Origin of the sequence: Acinetobacter sp. BEC1-S18-ESBL-01, from assembly GCF_014169935.1 — a bacterium.
GTDB lineage: Bacteria > Pseudomonadota > Gammaproteobacteria > Pseudomonadales > Moraxellaceae > Acinetobacter > Acinetobacter pittii.
The window spans coordinates 2,137,114-2,151,269 of record NZ_AP022302.1 but is presented as its reverse complement, the minus strand read 5'-3'; the positions used below and the strand labels follow the sequence as shown (position 1 = coordinate 2,151,269).

Genomic DNA, 14,156 nt, shown 5'->3' with positions numbered 1-14,156 from the left:
ATTAAGAGTTTGTTTGAACGCTTACTTGATCCGCGGTTTCTTTCGCTAAAGTACGAGCAAGATCAGTATTTTCAGCACGAGCGGTTGCTACACCCATACGACGACGCTTGAAACCTTCTGGTTTGCCAAACAGGCGTAAATCGGTGTCTGGGTGTGTTAAAGCTACATTGAGGTTGTCATAACTTAAATTGCTGGCATCAACTCCAGCATAAATTACTGCACTTGCTGCAACACTGTGGCGTGCTGTGTTTACAGGTAAACCTAAAATTGCACGTGCATGCAGTTCAAATTCACTTTGAAACTGAGATGCTAAAGTTACGAGTCCTGTATCGTGTGGGCGAGGTGAGACTTCACTAAACCAAACCTTGTCGCCTTTAATAAACAGTTCTACACCAAAAATACCACAGCCACCAAGTGCAGTTGTCACTTTATTTGCAATACGTTTTGCTTCTTCGAGTGCCGCCGCCGTCATTGGTTGAGGTTGCCAGCTTTCTACATAATCCCCGGCATCTTGGCGGTGACCAATTGGGTCACAGTAATGAGTTTCAATTTCACCAGTTTCAGGGTTTTTAGCGCGAACGGTAAGTAATGTAATTTCAAAATCAAAATCAATTTGAGATTCAATAATAACCGTGCCTTGGTTAACACGGCCACCTTGCATTGCATATTCCCAAGCAGCATCAACTTCATCGAAACTTTTTACACGAGACTGACCTTTACCTGAAGATGACATGACCGGTTTTACAAAGTTTGGATAACCAATGTCATCGCAAGCGGCGCGGAAGCTTTCGAGCGTATCAGCAAAACGATAAGCAGAAGTAGGTAGGCCAAGTTCTTCAGCCGCAAGACGGCGGATGCCTTCACGGTTCATTGTGAGGTTTACAGCTTTAGCAGAAGGGATGACAGTTGCTGTTTTGCTCGCTTCAATTTCAAGTAAAACTTCTGTCGCAATTGCTTCAATTTCTGGAACAATTAAATTTGGTTTAATTTTCTCGATGAGTTGTTTTAATTGGGCAGGATCTGCCATGTTTAATACATAAGAAAAATGTGCAACTTGCATTGCTGGTGCGTGATCATAACGGTCGGCTGCATGTACTTCTACACCAAGGCGTTGTAAGGAAATTACAACTTCTTTGCCAAGCTCTCCTGAACCTAACAATAAAACTTTAAATGCAGAAGATTGAAGTGGGGTACCGAGTGTCACGCTCATGCGAATCATCCTGACAAAATTATTTTTTTAAGCATAGCAGAACTTATGGTGGAGTTAAGCCTTATCATGCATAAAAAAAGTAATTTTGTCGGACAATTAAAAAAGTGGTTTTTAGATATTAACCTGATAGTTTAAAAGCAATTCATCCGCATTTTTACCACGGATGCCCCAATTTTCTTTAGGTGTTTCAAAAATAGTAATTTCAATGTCTTGTGGAGAAATTCTACATTGTTCTTGAATATTACGAAATAAGGTTTGAATAAGCTGCTTTTTAGTGGCTGGGCTGCGGCCTGCAAACATTGAAAGTTCAATAATAATGTAATGCTGGCTCCTGTCAGAAGGATAAATGAAATTTCCTGGTTTAAGGCTAATAAAACGTTGAAACTTCTTCTCAACAGGATATTTCAATTCTTCAATAAGCGCCTGATGGATTGCATGAGAAAGTAATTCTCGGTACTGCATAATGGTTTGTTCATTTGCATAAATTTTAACTTGTGACATTTTTATCTCTATTAAGTAGCTAAGGTTATCTTTTTAATCAATTCAAAATTAGATTTTTCAGGCCAGAAGTTTCAATCTTAAACGCTTCTGGCCAGATTTTATTTTATATAAGGAAGATAAGTTTATCTATTTATAAAGGTAAATAAGTATAGATCAGGCCATAAACAATTGCGGCAGTTAAAGTTGCCGGTACGATTTTCTTAAATTTAAAATAAAGACCTGCTAAAACTAAAAAACCGATAAGCATTGCGAAACTCTTATTGGGAGTTTCAAGGAGAGGTGGAAGAGTAGCAACTACAAGCATGGCACTAATTGCAGATATTCCAATACTTCCCAAAGCAATTTTGATCCAGATTGAGCCACGTCTTTGCTGTGAACCCTGTAATTTTTGTATTACGAAAAAAGGTCCAAAGCGTGAAGCAAAATTGGCTATACCCACAATAATGCCGACCAGAATAATTTCTAGGTTCATATTAAGCCTCAACCTCATCATGCTGTTTCAGCACATAATGTTTAAATAGACCAGCTAAAATGCCTGAAAAAATACCTATAAAGATAGCCGCTGATAAGTTAATCCAATAACACGCCAAAGCTGAAACTACTAAAGATACAGCAACAACAAGGCTATGCTTTCGTTCAAATGCGGCTAATAAAAAACTTAAAAATAAAGCAGGTAATAAGAAGTCTAAAGCTGCTTGTAAAAACTTTGGCAAATGAGCAACTTGATCGGCAAATAATCCACCTAACAAAGAGCCACTTGCCCAAGCCATCCAACTAAATAGACTTAGGCCAAGCATCCAAGACTCGGACCATTGTTGTCTGCGTTGTGAAAGTTGGATCATTCCACTGGCAAAAACTTCATCGGTTAAGCCCCAAGCCCATACTGCCGTTTTCTTAAGATTTAATTTGTTTGGAATCAGGTTGTATAGAGCAGGTCCATACAGGACATGGCGAATATCTAGTGCAATGACTGTTAATGCTGTTAGCCAGATGGATGAACCGCTAGCCAAAAGAGCGACAACCAAAAATTGGCTAGCGCCAGCATACATTGAACAAGATAGAAAAAAAGCTTCCCATGGTGTAAAACCAAACTGAGATGCAGAAACGCCAAAGGCAAAAGAAACGGGTAAATAGGTGAGTACGATAGCTTGGCTATCTTTGGCGCCTTGCCAAAAAGTTGCTGTTTGGGCAGGCATCAATTGTTGTTCGGACACAATACACCTTGGCAATAAACCAAATGATAAAAATACTTGAAAGATTGAGTATTGTAGCCGAATTTAATAGCATAGTGCCGAAATGTTTAATCGGCAGTTTGATATGTTCAAGGCAAAGATTCGTTTAGTTTATATCGCCATGATAAGTGCAGGTATTTTTACATTGCAGGGCTGTGATAATGGTAATCAGGGTGCAGAAAAAAAAGTAGAAATTAAGCCAGCACCGAAACTAACCAATGATGCAACTGTTTATGCTCAAAAAGCATGGACATTGATTAACACGGTTGAGCATTTAGTTTATGAAAAACAACTCAGCCAAATTGATGACAAAGTTCGTAAACCTTTACGCCAATTAAGTACAGACTGGCGCATTAATGTAAAAATGACGGATTCGGTGACAGAAGGGAAATATGCACTCTGCCGTAAGGCCCTGACAAGTTTAGATATATGGGCACGCGAAACACTAGAAAACAATAGTTCAGTTGCCCAAAAACAAGCGGACTATGAGCGAGATAAGGCTCAATGTAAGGATGCGATCGATACGCCGAATCTTGGAAATACTTCGCCAAAATAAAACTAATGAATGTAAAAAAGCGAGATGATCAATCTCGCTTTTTTTGCTTTTAAACAATAATGTGAATTACGGTTTTGTGGCAGCTTTAGCGGTGTTTGCAGTCTTCACAGCATCTTATTTCATTTGATGAGTCATTTGCTGTGATTCATGTTGAGCATGAGTCGCGCTGGTCATTGCATCATGTTTTTGAGTGCTTAAGTCTTTTTTAACATCCTGTTTAGTTTTAGTTACCTCTTTCTTGGCTTTTTGAGCGGTAGCTTTTCCATGTACCGCTACACATTTTCCACCTTTGTGATTTGGTCCTGTACCGCCTTGTAGTTGAGTCCCTTTTGGACATGCAAATGCCGAAACACTTAACATAGCCAATACGCCTGCTGTAAGAATTGTTGATAATTTTTTCATGTTAATCAGTGCCTTGTTGAGTATTATTGCTCAGCTTGAGTGTAGGGTGAAAATATCTGCTTTAACACATTTATTTTGTGGAAATAGAGTTTGAACAATGTTTTGATTTGCAGTGTTATCTAATTTTTTAATTTAATTTTAAGTTTTTATTATTTAGCCGCTTTTAAAAAATTAGCATTGTGCTTTAGCAACTACTTTCAATTTCTCAATATCTAGAATCTCAATTTTTCTAAAAGCAATTTTAATGATTTTCTGTTTTTCGAGCAGGCTCAGTTCATGATTGATCGTCTGTCTAGATGTGGTCAGCATATTTGCCAATTGTTCTTGAGAAATATGGATGTGATGATCTTGAATAAGAATATGATTCCCATATCCTTCTAAAATGAACAGAAGACGCTGAGCAAGCCGTTGAGAAATACTGCGTGTTTGTATCGCAATCTGTTCTAAGAAAACGTACCTGAGTTTTTGACTTGTTAAACGTGCAAAATAGTACCAATAATATGGATTGTCCTTTAGTAGCACATTTAAAGGCTTCGCTGGAATATGTAGAACTGTGCTTTTTTTCAAAGCAATTGCATCGTGTGAGCGCGGTTCATGGTCAATTAGCGATATTTCGCCAAACCACATAATCGGTTCAGCAATAGCAGAAAGTGCTTCATTACCATTTACATCGACATAACCCAAGCTAATTGAGCCTTCAAGTACTGTATAAATACCATCAAATATATCTTGAGCGTGGAAAACATAGCTATTTTTCTCAAAGGTAATTTGCTTGCCATGTTCTAGAATAAAATTTTGGAATGTTTCTGGAAGCACACTAAACCATGTGTTTTCTTTTAGTCGATTAATATAAATTAGGTCCAATATTCGGTCATCCATGAAAAAATTCATTACTTTGTCAAATAGCTGACAACTTTACGTTTTCCTTATATGTACAGTATGACTATATGTAAGTGAATAGGGAATAACTCATGTCAAATCTGGAGCAACAGCTTAGCAAATATGCGGCTTATCATTTGAATCATAAAAATATATTGACGCATTTTATTGGTATCCCTCTCATCGTGTTTTCAATTTTATGTTTAACCGCAAGAGCTGGAGTCGATATTGGTAGTTTTAAACTGACTTTAGCCATAGTTCTGATTGCAGCTAGTACGATCTATTATTTTATTTTAGATAAAGTATTTGGCTTAATCATGCTCGTTCTTTTAGCTGCTGTGTATCCACTGGCGAGCCAAATTGCACAGTTATCTTTTGGAGAATGGTTAGTAGCAAGTATTGGTTTCTTTGTGGTGGGTTGGGTCTTTCAGTTTGTGGGACATTATTTTGAAAAGAAAAAACCTGCTTTTGTTGATGATGTGATAGGACTTGCGATAGGACCATTATTTGTATTGGCAGAATTTATTTTTATGCTAGGTTTTAGAAAGTCCCTGCATGAGCGTATTTTACAAGAGGCGCGTAGTAAACGAGAGACGATGGATTTAAGTCATTAAATATAAAAAAAGCCCCAACATATTGGGGCTTTTTTAGCTTTAACTTAAACGTTAAAACGGAAGTGCATTACATCGCCGTCTTGAACAACGTAAGTTTTACCTTCTAAACGCCATTTACCAGCTTCTTTAGCGCCGTTTTCACCGTTGTATTGTACGAAGTCATCATATGCAACAACTTCAGCACGGATGAAGCCTTTTTCGAAGTCGGTATGAATCACACCAGCAGCTTGAGGAGCGGTTGCGCCAACTTTTACTGTCCATGCACGAACTTCTTGTACACCAGCAGTGAAATAAGTCTGTAAACCTAAAAGCGCATAACCTGCACGAATAACCACATTTAAACCTGGTTCTTCCATGCCCATTGCTTCTAAAAACTCAGCACGATCTTCATCTTCTAATAATGAAATTTCAGCTTCGATTTGGTTGCAAAGAGGAACAACAATTGCGTTTTCTTCAGCCGCAAGTTTTTTAACTGCTTCTAAGTGCGGGTTGTTTTCAAAACCATCTTCTGCAACGTTTGCAATATACATAGTTGGTTTTAAAGTCATTAAACCAAAACCACGAACTAATTTACGTTCGTCATCAGACAAATCAGCTGCACGAGCTGGTTTACCTTCGTCAAGTAACGGTTGGATTTTTTCTAAAACTGCTTTAGTTGCTACAGCTTCTTTGTCACCGCCTTTAGCAACTTTAGTTAAACGTAAAATTGCTTTAGCAACAGTTTCAAGATCGGCAAGCGCAAGTTCAGTATTAATAGTTGCGATGTCGTCTAATGGATCAATTTTACCATTTACGTGAATTACGTTTTCGTCTTCGAAACAACGTACAACGTGTGCAATTGCATCAGTTTCACGAATGTTAGCAAGGAATTGGTTACCTAAGCCTTCACCTTTTGATGCACCAGCAACAAGACCTGCAATGTCCACAAATTCCATTGTAGTTGGCAAAATACGTTGCGGCTTAACAATTGCAGCAAGTTTGTCTAAACGTGGATCTGGTACAGGAACAATACCTGTGTTTGGTTCAATGGTACAGAAAGGGAAGTTTTCCGCTGCAATCGCTGCTTTCGTTAATGCATTGAAAAGGGTAGATTTCCCTACGTTTGGCAGACCAACAATACCGCAATTAAAACCCATGAAAACCACTCACAAATGTGTAAATTAAAAATTGTCGCTGATTTTACATGAAAGCCATGACAAAGTCATGGCTAGAGCAGGGTTGTATTGCGTTTAAACTTTACGTTTATCAAGTTGCTGGGCTAATGCATCACCAGTCGCTTGTACTAACATGACTAAAACAATAAGCACTAAAATTACAGCCAACATAATTTGCATATCAAAACGTTGATAACCATAACGATAAGCAATGTCTCCTAGACCACCTGCACCAATAGCACCGGCAATTGCAGAAGAGTTAATCATAGTCACAATAGTCACGGTAAAACCCGCCACAATACCCGGCAAAGCCTCTGGTAAAAGTACATGCCAAATAATTTGTTTACGGTTACAACCCATGGCTTGTGCAGCTTCAATTAAGCCTTGGTCGACTTCACGTAAACTGACTTCTGCAATACGCGCAAAAAAGGGAATTGCTGCAATAGTTAAGGGAACAACCGCTGCCCAGACCCCATAACTTGTCCCGACAATCCAGCGAGTAAGCGGAATAAGCGCAACCATTAAAATAAGAAAGGGTACAGAGCGAGTAATGTTGATGACCCAACCTAAAGCTTGATTGATCTTTTGTGACGGATGAATGCCGTGCTCAGAAGTACTGACTAAAACAACAGCAATCGGTAAGCCAATTAAAAAAGCAATAAACGCAGATGCACCTACCATGAGTAAGGTATCTACAGTTCCAGTAATTAATAAATCAATGAGCTGGTCGTGCATAGCCAAGTACCTCAAATTGTGCAATTGCAGTTAATGCATCTTGTCGTATAGATGAAATATCAATTTCTACGTTAGGAATACCGACTAAAAGTGAACCAATAATATGCCCTTGAATGGTATCGACCTGACTTTGATATAAATTGACAGGTGCTTTAAATCTAGCTAGTAGTTCTTGAATATCCGGAACCTGATGTGCTTCAGCCTCATATTTCAGTTTTACAATAATATGAGTCGAATCTTCATCGGGTAGAGGACTGATTTTAAAAGGCAGGGTAATTTGCTCAAGGTTTAACAATTCTTGAGTAATTTGTTGTTCTGGTCGTGAAAATACAGACCAGACTTGTCCAGCCTCTACTATCTCACCTTGATCAATCACCACCACTTGATCACAAATTTCTCGAATGACCTGCATTTCATGAGTGATGAGTACAATCGTTAGACCCAGTTCCTGATTAATCTTTTTAAGTAAAGCCAAAATAGTGGCGGTACTTTCAGGGTCAAGTGCCGAGGTGGCTTCATCACAAAGTAAAATTTCTGGGTGGTGAACAAGTGCACGTGCAATACCGACACGTTGCTTTTGTCCGCCTGAAAGTTGTGATGGGTAGTAGCCAGACTTATCTGCAAGACCTACGAGTGCCAGAACTTCATTTACACGTTGGTCGATATCTGCTTTGTTGTAATTGGAAACTTTTAAAGGCAATGCCACATTTTCCCAGACTGTTTTTGCAGACATTAAATTGAAATGTTGAAAAATCATTCCAATTCGTTGGCGAGTTTTAATAAGCTCGGCATGACTCAATTCAGCAATGTTTTGTTGATGAATATGAATACTGCCTGTATTTACTTGTTCTAAGCCATTTAAAGTGCGGAGTAGGGAAGATTTTCCCGCACCACTTTTACCAATAATGCCTAAAATCTTACCTTGAGGAATATCAAGGTTAATCTCTTTTAAAGCATGCAGTTTTTGACCTTGCGATTGGTAAAACTTATTTAAACCGCGAATTTTGATATGGGGTAGAGAAAAATCAACTTGTGATCCAAAACTCACCATCGTCATTCTCCTTATTTCCAGCCTTGAAACCACATACCTTGGCCAAAATCTTTATCCAGAATGTCTTGTGCTTGTTTTGAGTTCTGGAATGCTTTAACAAAGGTTGCAAGTTTTTGGTTTTTATCTTGGTAATCGCGACGGGTTACAAACAAAATTGCATATTTTTTATCGATTGGATCTAAAAATAATGCGCTATGTGGGTCGGTTACCTTTGCCATTTTTAAGTAGTGGGGGAAGCCGAAAATTAAATCGACATCGTTATAGGCATGTGCTGTCTGTGGGCCTTCAACTTCAACGAAGCTCAACTGTTTAGGATTAGCAATAATGTCTTGAGTGGTTGAAAGCTCATTATTTATATCTTTAAGCTGAATTAAGCCTGCACGGTGCAATAAAATTAAAGCACGGGCTAAATTGACCGGATCGTTTGGAATAGCTACACGTGCTTTTGAAGGTAAGTCTTCAATTGATTTATATTTTTTTGAATATAAACCCACATGACTTCCTGAACCCACACCAAATGCGTGTAAGTCATAACCCGTTTCTTTAACAGCATTACGTAGAAATACGCTTTGCTGGAAAAAGTTTGCATCAATATCACCGTTTTGTACGGCAACATTGGGTGCTCGCCAATCAGAAAATTCAACGAGTTTGACATGAACGCCTTGCTTTTCTACTTCATTGGCAACGCTTTGTAATAGCTCAGCATAAGGCGGGCTAATGCCGATCGTTAAAACATCATCGGCTTGTTTATTTTTAATATAACGGTAACCGACGAGGCCCAGAACTACGATTAAAATCGTAATTCCGAGTAACCAAGGTTTATGCTGTTTGAACTGAATCGCCATAATCTTTCCGTTATTACTTCCAGCCAGGGAACCAAAGTTTTGGCCCAATTTCAGCGTCTAACACAGCTTTAACTTTTGGCGAGTTTTGATAGATCTCAACAAATTTCTTCAATTTGTCTCCCTTATCTTGGTAGTCATCACGCACTACAAATAAAATTGCATAACGTTTATTGGTATTGTCATCAAGTAAAAGTGCACTTTCAGGGTCAGCTGTTTTTGCTAAGCGTAGGTAATGCGGATAGCCAAAAGCCAAGTCAACATCATCAATTGCACGAGCAGTTTGTGGTCCTTCAACCTCTACGAATTGCAAATTTTTAGGGTTTGAAACTACATCTTTTAGTGCAGATAAATGATTATTTGAATCTTTAAGCGTTATTAATTTAGCTTGCTGTAAGAGTAGCAGGGCACGACCTTGATTGACTGGATCATTTGGAATGACTACACGTGCGTTTTGTGGCAATTCATCAAGGCTTTTATATTTCTTTGAATAAAGTCCCACATGTGATGCTGCACCCACTGCAAATGCCTTTAATTTAAAGCCTGTTTCTTTAATTGCATTGTCTAAGAAAGGTTGGTGCTGGAAAAAGTTCGCATCAATATCCCCGTGATTTAAAGTAATATTTGGTGTATTCCAGTCAGAAAATTCGACCAGTTTTACATTTAAACCCTGTTTCTTTGCTTCATCGGCAGCAGCTTGTAAAGTTTTTGCAAATGGTGGGCTAATACCAATCACAAGTTCATTTGAGCCACTTTGACGATGTTTATTCCAAAAGAATAAAGCAACAACAAGGACTACAACGACTAAGCCTATGCCTAGCCATTTTTTTGAGGCTGTTTGAGCCATGTCTATCTCCAAATTTAAGCGGTTATTTCTTCAATTGTTGTTAAGTTTTTGCTGTTGTTATAGGGACTACATCGGAACGCTTGAACAGGGTGTTGTTTTGGTAATTGGTCACCCCGATTAAAAATTTTGTTCCGCAGTGAACCCGTTTTATATGCAGTTTTATAGCGACCACGCTGTTGTAGCTCAGGAATAACCAAGCGAATAAAGTCGTGGTGAGACTCTGGTGCAACTGTACGTGTCAAATTAAAGCCATCAATATCTGTTTCATCTAAAAGATGAATTAAGTATTCAGCAACTTCTTCGCCACTACCCACGATGAGGGGATAACGACCACCTAAAACATGCTGAGCTTTTAAGTCATTTTTCGTGATTTGTTGCTCTTTAAATTTTTCGGTAATCGAAACAATACTGTTACTTTTTTGGTAAGGAATCGCTTCATCGTCGGCAAATTTACTTAAGTCGATACCAGTTGAACTCGCGTAATGCGCTAAGCCTGCTTCAGGACTTGCATATTGACGATATTCATTAAGTTTCTGTACGGCCAGATCATGTGTTTCGGCAACAACAACAGTTATACCGACAAAGACTTTAATGTCATCTGCTGAACGGCCTTGCTGTTCGGCAAGAGCACGAATTTTTTTCACTTGTTCGCGTATTTTGTCGGGTTTGTCGCCACCAATAAATACACACTCAGCATGACGAGTCGCAAACTGCATACCTTTGGGTGAAGCACCTGCTTGAAACAGTGTTGGGGTACGTTGCACAGAAGGAGACACCTGAAACACACCTTCGCTTTGGTAATATTTTCCGTGGTGGTGAATGGTGTGAACTTTAGATGGATGTGTAAAAACACGCTGTACTTTATCTTTTTTTACTGCGTCGTTTTCCCATGAACCTTCCCAATACTTGTAGCAAAGCTCTAAAAATTCTTCAGCTTGTTCATAGCGAGCATCGTGGTCTTTTAAACCTTTTTGACCAATTAAGCGTTCCGCACTATCTAGATAACCTGTCACGATATTCCAGCCAATACGACCTTGAGTTAAATGGTCGAGACTCGCAAAGCGGCGTGCAAACTGATATGGATGTTCATAGCTCAAATTCACAGTGACACCAAAACTTAAGTTTTGAGTAACTGCTGCCATAGCTGAAATAAGTGTAGATGGGTCATGGCTTGGAAGCTGAATGGACTCTTTTAAAGTCAGATCAATACCGTTTTGATAGACGTCATAGACACCTGTAATGTCTGCAATAAACAAACCATCAAATAAACCACTTTCTAGAGTTTTGGCTTGTTCTGTCCAATAGCTTAGTTCATTAAAGCGGTGTGATTCATCACGTGGATGTGTCCATAAGCCATGATTGATATGTCCAACACAGTTCATGTCAAAGGCGTTTAATAAAATCTCTTTTGCTTTGAAATCTGCCATTACAATGTCCCCCGACGAGGTGGTAGAACACCGTTAAGCACATAGTTCCCAATAAAGTAATATTTCCATCGTGCAGCATCATGTAAGGTATGCACACGGGCATTACGCCAAAAACGGTCTAGACCATCTTGTGATTGACTACCACGGCTTCCTGCAAGTTCAATCAGCTTAGACGATGCTTTTAGGGCGATATCTGTACTATGAGCACGCACTTTAGCCACATCAATGGATGCTTTAGCAATAGTTTCAGGTGTGGTCTCAATTTTTGCGGCATCGATTGAATGCGCAGCTTGTTTTAATAACACTTCGCTTGCCCGTACATCGACAGCAATACGTCCTAATTCATAAATCGTTAAAGGATCTTGGTTGGCTGTTTCTACATTTGAATCAATCCATGGGCGGGCTTGATGCACTCTTTGCAAGCTTTCTTCAAAGGCTGCACGTGCAATGCCTACCTCAATCGATGCATGCATAATTTGCGCAAAAGGACCCACTAAGGTTGGCTGTAAAAATGCAGTATCAAAAGGAATAACATCATCTGCTTCGACAAAAACCTGATCAAACTTGACCGTGCCGCTGCCTGTGGTTTTTTGCCCAAAGCCAGACCAGTCATCAACAAGTTTTAATCCTTGTGAACCACTTTTTACAAAGGCTAAATACTCTCGACCCGCATCGTCTAAAACTAAGGTTGGAATACGGTGAGCAAATAAACTTCCTGTGCAGTAAAACTTTTCACCTTGAATCAAATACCCATTTTCATGCGGACGAATATTGGTTTGTTTATGAGTTGAAGTTTTGGTTTTAAACTCAGCAAGTGCATTACCAAAGCGAGTGCCATTTAAAACTTCGCTATATAAACGTTGTTTTTGAGCTTCTGTGCCTGTATTGCGCAATACTTCTAAAGCATAAAAATGGTTTTGTGGAATTTGTCCGATTGAACCATCGGCACCGCTTAAAAGCGCAATCACTTTAGCAACTGTATGGCTTGAAACTTCGGCACCGCCATATTGCTTAGGTACTGTAATTGCCCAAAGACCAGATTGGCTCAAAGCATCGATTTCGGTATACGGTAAAATTCGTTTAGCGTCTCGCTCAACTGCGGTTTTTTTAAATTGCTCAGCAAACTGTTTGGCAACTTCTAATGCTTCAGCATCATTTTGAATAATGTGCGCTTGACCAGATGCCGATGTTTGTTTGGTTTGAACCGATTGATATGAAGTCATGACAATTTCTCCTTAAATCCAAGCATGGCGGGCAGGGAAATAACCATTAAGGTAATAATTGCCAATGGCATGTAATTTCCAGCGAACAGGGTCGTGTAAGGTATGTACACGGGCATTTCGCCAATGTTGATCTAAATTATGTTGGCTTAAGCTTGAACGACTACCACCCAGCTCCAGCAATTTTTCTGAAATTTGTAGAGCCGCATCATTGGCGTAGACTTTCGCTTCAGCCACCAAAATTGAAGCTTTAGCTACTTGTTCATCAGTCACCGTTTGAAGTTGGTCAAGTTCATCTAAATATTCAGCAGCTTCATCCAATAATAAAATTGCAGCATCGAGCAAAATATTTAACTTACCTACCTCTTGCAGGGTGTAATGTTCAAAGCTGGCTTTTTCAACATTTGCATCAATAATTGGACGTGCTTTATGAATAGTTGATAAAGTATCGTCAAATGCGGCTTCTGCAATCCCTACATCAATTGCCACTTGTAATAACTGAGAATAAGCACCGCGATAAGTAGGGGCTTTAGTTAATAAGCGTTCATCAAAAATGAGTTCTGGATTAACTTCAACATGATTTAATTTAACCGTACCACTCGCTGTCGTACGTTGCCCAAATCCATTCCAGTCATTAATGACTTCAATGCCTTGGACATCTCGGCTAACAATGACTAAAACCACATGACCATCAGGATGAATTGCTTTAATCGCGAGCCAGTGCGCAAAGCTCGTACCTGTCGAATAAAACTTTTCGCCGTTTAAAATATATTTGCCATTTTCAATTCTAAGTGTAGTTTCTAAAGTTTTTGAGTCATGGGTATTTCGTTCTGGTCCACCGTTAGCAAGACGCTTTCCTGCTAATATTTCTGAAAAGATAAATTGTTTTTGTTGTTCTGTGCCCATGATTTCGATCAGGTTTAACAGGCTAATCTGATTTTGTGGAATCTGACCAACATTCGCATCACCTTTACTCAAAATACGGAAAACTTGAGCCAAAGTTTTATTCGAAACAAAAGCGCCGCCGTATTTTTTCGCAATGCGAATACCACCTAGGCCTTTTTGGCTAAAGCTTTCGATTTGCTCATGCGGTAATAAGCGTTGTTGATCACGTGCATTACGACCCTCTAAAGCAAAATCAGCCACTTGATAAGCAGCATTAATCGCTTGTTGATCATTTTGAATGATTTGGACGTATGCAGTCGTTTTTGATAGAGAATTAGACATAATGACACCTTGTATTGCTGTCATTACCTTACAAAAGAAATATTTTTCCACTAAACGAGGACTTATGCTCAGCTTATGAAATAAAGTGCAAAGCATTTTTTTTGCTTTTTAATGAAAAAATAGAGATATTGAAAGATTATAAAAAACAATAGTTTAAGGTTGTTATGCGGAAAAATAATAATAGAATTGGTTTTAATATGAAAAAGAGCAATAAGTACGGTAAAAAAAGATATAAAAAAAATAGACTTAAGTGTCAGTG

16 protein-coding genes are annotated in these 14,156 nt (G+C 38.8%); 2 read left to right on the top strand and 14 right to left on the bottom strand.

The genetic code is table 11. The features are described from left to right. Position 1 precedes the first annotated feature (1 nt). The 4 genes from purT to H7R46_RS10105 form a co-directional block, all read right to left on the bottom strand. A complete protein-coding gene (gene purT, locus H7R46_RS10120) occupies positions 2-1,219 on the bottom strand; it encodes a formate-dependent phosphoribosylglycinamide formyltransferase (RefSeq protein ID WP_080631116.1) in 1,218 nt (405 codons plus the stop codon). A gap of 102 nt (positions 1,220-1,321) precedes the next feature. Further along, positions 1,322-1,711: a tautomerase family protein gene (locus tag H7R46_RS10115; RefSeq protein ID WP_000084507.1), complete on the bottom strand. Its 390-nt coding sequence runs from the start codon at positions 1,709-1,711 to the stop codon at positions 1,322-1,324. Positions 1,712-1,841: 130 nt separating this feature from the next. Further along, positions 1,842-2,183 (bottom strand): L-valine transporter subunit YgaH, encoded by a 342-nt coding sequence (gene ygaH, locus H7R46_RS10110; protein ID WP_002133404.1) that lies wholly within the window; start codon positions 2,181-2,183, stop codon positions 1,842-1,844. Between the two features lies 1 nt (position 2,184). Then, positions 2,185-2,907, bottom strand: a complete 723-nt coding sequence (locus H7R46_RS10105; RefSeq protein ID WP_063098679.1) for an AzlC family ABC transporter permease — start codon at positions 2,905-2,907, stop codon at positions 2,185-2,187. Between the two features lie 121 nt (positions 2,908-3,028). On the opposite strand from H7R46_RS10105, the gene H7R46_RS10100 reads away from it, so the two are divergent. After that, positions 3,029-3,499, top strand: a complete 471-nt coding sequence (locus tag H7R46_RS10100; protein WP_025469827.1) for a hypothetical protein — start codon at positions 3,029-3,031, stop codon at positions 3,497-3,499. A 114-nt stretch (positions 3,500-3,613) separates the two neighbouring features. On the opposite strand, the gene H7R46_RS10095 is transcribed toward H7R46_RS10100, so the two are convergent. Both H7R46_RS10095 and H7R46_RS10090 read right to left on the bottom strand, forming a co-directional pair. Beyond that, on the bottom strand, positions 3,614-3,901 hold the full coding sequence (locus H7R46_RS10095) for a hypothetical protein (protein WP_005069685.1): 288 nt from the start codon (positions 3,899-3,901) through the stop codon (positions 3,614-3,616). Positions 3,902-4,072: 171 nt separating this feature from the next. Next, entirely contained in the window at positions 4,073-4,780 is a 708-nt protein-coding gene (locus H7R46_RS10090; protein ID WP_005069683.1) for a Crp/Fnr family transcriptional regulator, read from the bottom strand. 92 nt (positions 4,781-4,872) lie between these two features. Here H7R46_RS10090 and H7R46_RS10085 point away from each other — a divergent pair, with 92 nt between their 5' ends. Next, a complete protein-coding gene (locus tag H7R46_RS10085) occupies positions 4,873-5,394 on the top strand; it encodes a DUF962 domain-containing protein (protein ID WP_005069681.1) in 522 nt (173 codons plus the stop codon). Between the two features lie 44 nt (positions 5,395-5,438). Here the strand turns inward: H7R46_RS10085 and ychF are convergent, their stop codons facing one another. The 8 genes from ychF to H7R46_RS10045 form a co-directional block, all read right to left on the bottom strand. Further along, positions 5,439-6,530 (bottom strand): redox-regulated ATPase YchF, encoded by a 1,092-nt coding sequence (gene ychF / locus H7R46_RS10080; protein ID WP_002050104.1) that lies wholly within the window; start codon positions 6,528-6,530, stop codon positions 5,439-5,441. A 93-nt stretch (positions 6,531-6,623) separates the two neighbouring features. Then, a complete protein-coding gene (locus H7R46_RS10075) occupies positions 6,624-7,283 on the bottom strand; it encodes a methionine ABC transporter permease (RefSeq protein ID WP_005069679.1) in 660 nt (219 codons plus the stop codon). Continuing rightward, positions 7,264-8,340, bottom strand: coding sequence for a methionine ABC transporter ATP-binding protein (locus tag H7R46_RS10070; protein ID WP_080631115.1), 1,077 nt, complete (start codon positions 8,338-8,340; stop codon positions 7,264-7,266). Before H7R46_RS10070 ends, H7R46_RS10075 begins: the two co-directional genes overlap by 20 nt. A gap of 5 nt (positions 8,341-8,345) precedes the next feature. Beyond that, on the bottom strand, positions 8,346-9,179 hold the full coding sequence (locus H7R46_RS10065) for a MetQ/NlpA family ABC transporter substrate-binding protein (protein ID WP_005069674.1): 834 nt from the start codon (positions 9,177-9,179) through the stop codon (positions 8,346-8,348). 13 nt (positions 9,180-9,192) lie between these two features. Then, positions 9,193-10,023 (bottom strand): MetQ/NlpA family ABC transporter substrate-binding protein, encoded by an 831-nt coding sequence (locus H7R46_RS10060; RefSeq protein ID WP_005069671.1) that lies wholly within the window; start codon positions 10,021-10,023, stop codon positions 9,193-9,195. 14 nt (positions 10,024-10,037) lie between these two features. Continuing rightward, positions 10,038-11,450, bottom strand: a complete 1,413-nt coding sequence (locus H7R46_RS10055) for an LLM class flavin-dependent oxidoreductase (protein ID WP_005069669.1) — start codon at positions 11,448-11,450, stop codon at positions 10,038-10,040. Next, positions 11,450-12,673 (bottom strand): SfnB family sulfur acquisition oxidoreductase, encoded by a 1,224-nt coding sequence (locus H7R46_RS10050; RefSeq protein WP_042783381.1) that lies wholly within the window; start codon positions 12,671-12,673, stop codon positions 11,450-11,452. Before H7R46_RS10050 ends, H7R46_RS10055 begins: the two co-directional genes overlap by 1 nt. A 12-nt stretch (positions 12,674-12,685) precedes the next feature. Next, complete coding sequence (locus tag H7R46_RS10045) at positions 12,686-13,921, bottom strand: SfnB family sulfur acquisition oxidoreductase (protein WP_080631113.1); 1,236 nt, start codon at positions 13,919-13,921, stop codon at positions 12,686-12,688. Positions 13,922-14,156 lie beyond the last annotated feature (235 nt).

What these genes read in the sequence shown, in the direction of transcription:
- purT (WP_080631116.1), bottom strand. Translation starts at nt 1,219, where the DNA reads ATGATTCGCATGAGCGTGACACTCGGTACCCCACTTCAATCTTCTGCA.
- H7R46_RS10115 (WP_000084507.1), bottom strand. Translation starts at nt 1,711, where the DNA reads ATGTCACAAGTTAAAATTTATGCAAATGAACAAACCATTATGCAGTAC.
- ygaH (WP_002133404.1), bottom strand. Translation starts at nt 2,183, where the DNA reads ATGAACCTAGAAATTATTCTGGTCGGCATTATTGTGGGTATAGCCAAT.
- H7R46_RS10105 (WP_063098679.1), bottom strand. Translation starts at nt 2,907, where the DNA reads ATGCCTGCCCAAACAGCAACTTTTTGGCAAGGCGCCAAAGATAGCCAA.
- H7R46_RS10100 (WP_025469827.1), top strand. Translation starts at nt 3,029, where the DNA reads ATGTTCAAGGCAAAGATTCGTTTAGTTTATATCGCCATGATAAGTGCA.
- H7R46_RS10095 (WP_005069685.1), bottom strand. Translation starts at nt 3,901, where the DNA reads ATGAAAAAATTATCAACAATTCTTACAGCAGGCGTATTGGCTATGTTA.
- H7R46_RS10090 (WP_005069683.1), bottom strand. Translation starts at nt 4,780, where the DNA reads ATGGATGACCGAATATTGGACCTAATTTATATTAATCGACTAAAAGAA.
- H7R46_RS10085 (WP_005069681.1), top strand. Translation starts at nt 4,873, where the DNA reads ATGTCAAATCTGGAGCAACAGCTTAGCAAATATGCGGCTTATCATTTG.
- ychF (WP_002050104.1), bottom strand. Translation starts at nt 6,530, where the DNA reads ATGGGTTTTAATTGCGGTATTGTTGGTCTGCCAAACGTAGGGAAATCT.
- H7R46_RS10075 (WP_005069679.1), bottom strand. Translation starts at nt 7,283, where the DNA reads ATGCACGACCAGCTCATTGATTTATTAATTACTGGAACTGTAGATACC.
- H7R46_RS10070 (WP_080631115.1), bottom strand. Translation starts at nt 8,340, where the DNA reads ATGACGATGGTGAGTTTTGGATCACAAGTTGATTTTTCTCTACCCCAT.
- H7R46_RS10065 (WP_005069674.1), bottom strand. Translation starts at nt 9,179, where the DNA reads ATGGCGATTCAGTTCAAACAGCATAAACCTTGGTTACTCGGAATTACG.
- H7R46_RS10060 (WP_005069671.1), bottom strand. Translation starts at nt 10,023, where the DNA reads ATGGCTCAAACAGCCTCAAAAAAATGGCTAGGCATAGGCTTAGTCGTT.
- H7R46_RS10055 (WP_005069669.1), bottom strand. Translation starts at nt 11,450, where the DNA reads ATGGCAGATTTCAAAGCAAAAGAGATTTTATTAAACGCCTTTGACATG.
- H7R46_RS10050 (WP_042783381.1), bottom strand. Translation starts at nt 12,673, where the DNA reads ATGACTTCATATCAATCGGTTCAAACCAAACAAACATCGGCATCTGGT.
- H7R46_RS10045 (WP_080631113.1), bottom strand. Translation starts at nt 13,921, where the DNA reads ATGACAGCAATACAAGGTGTCATTATGTCTAATTCTCTATCAAAAACG.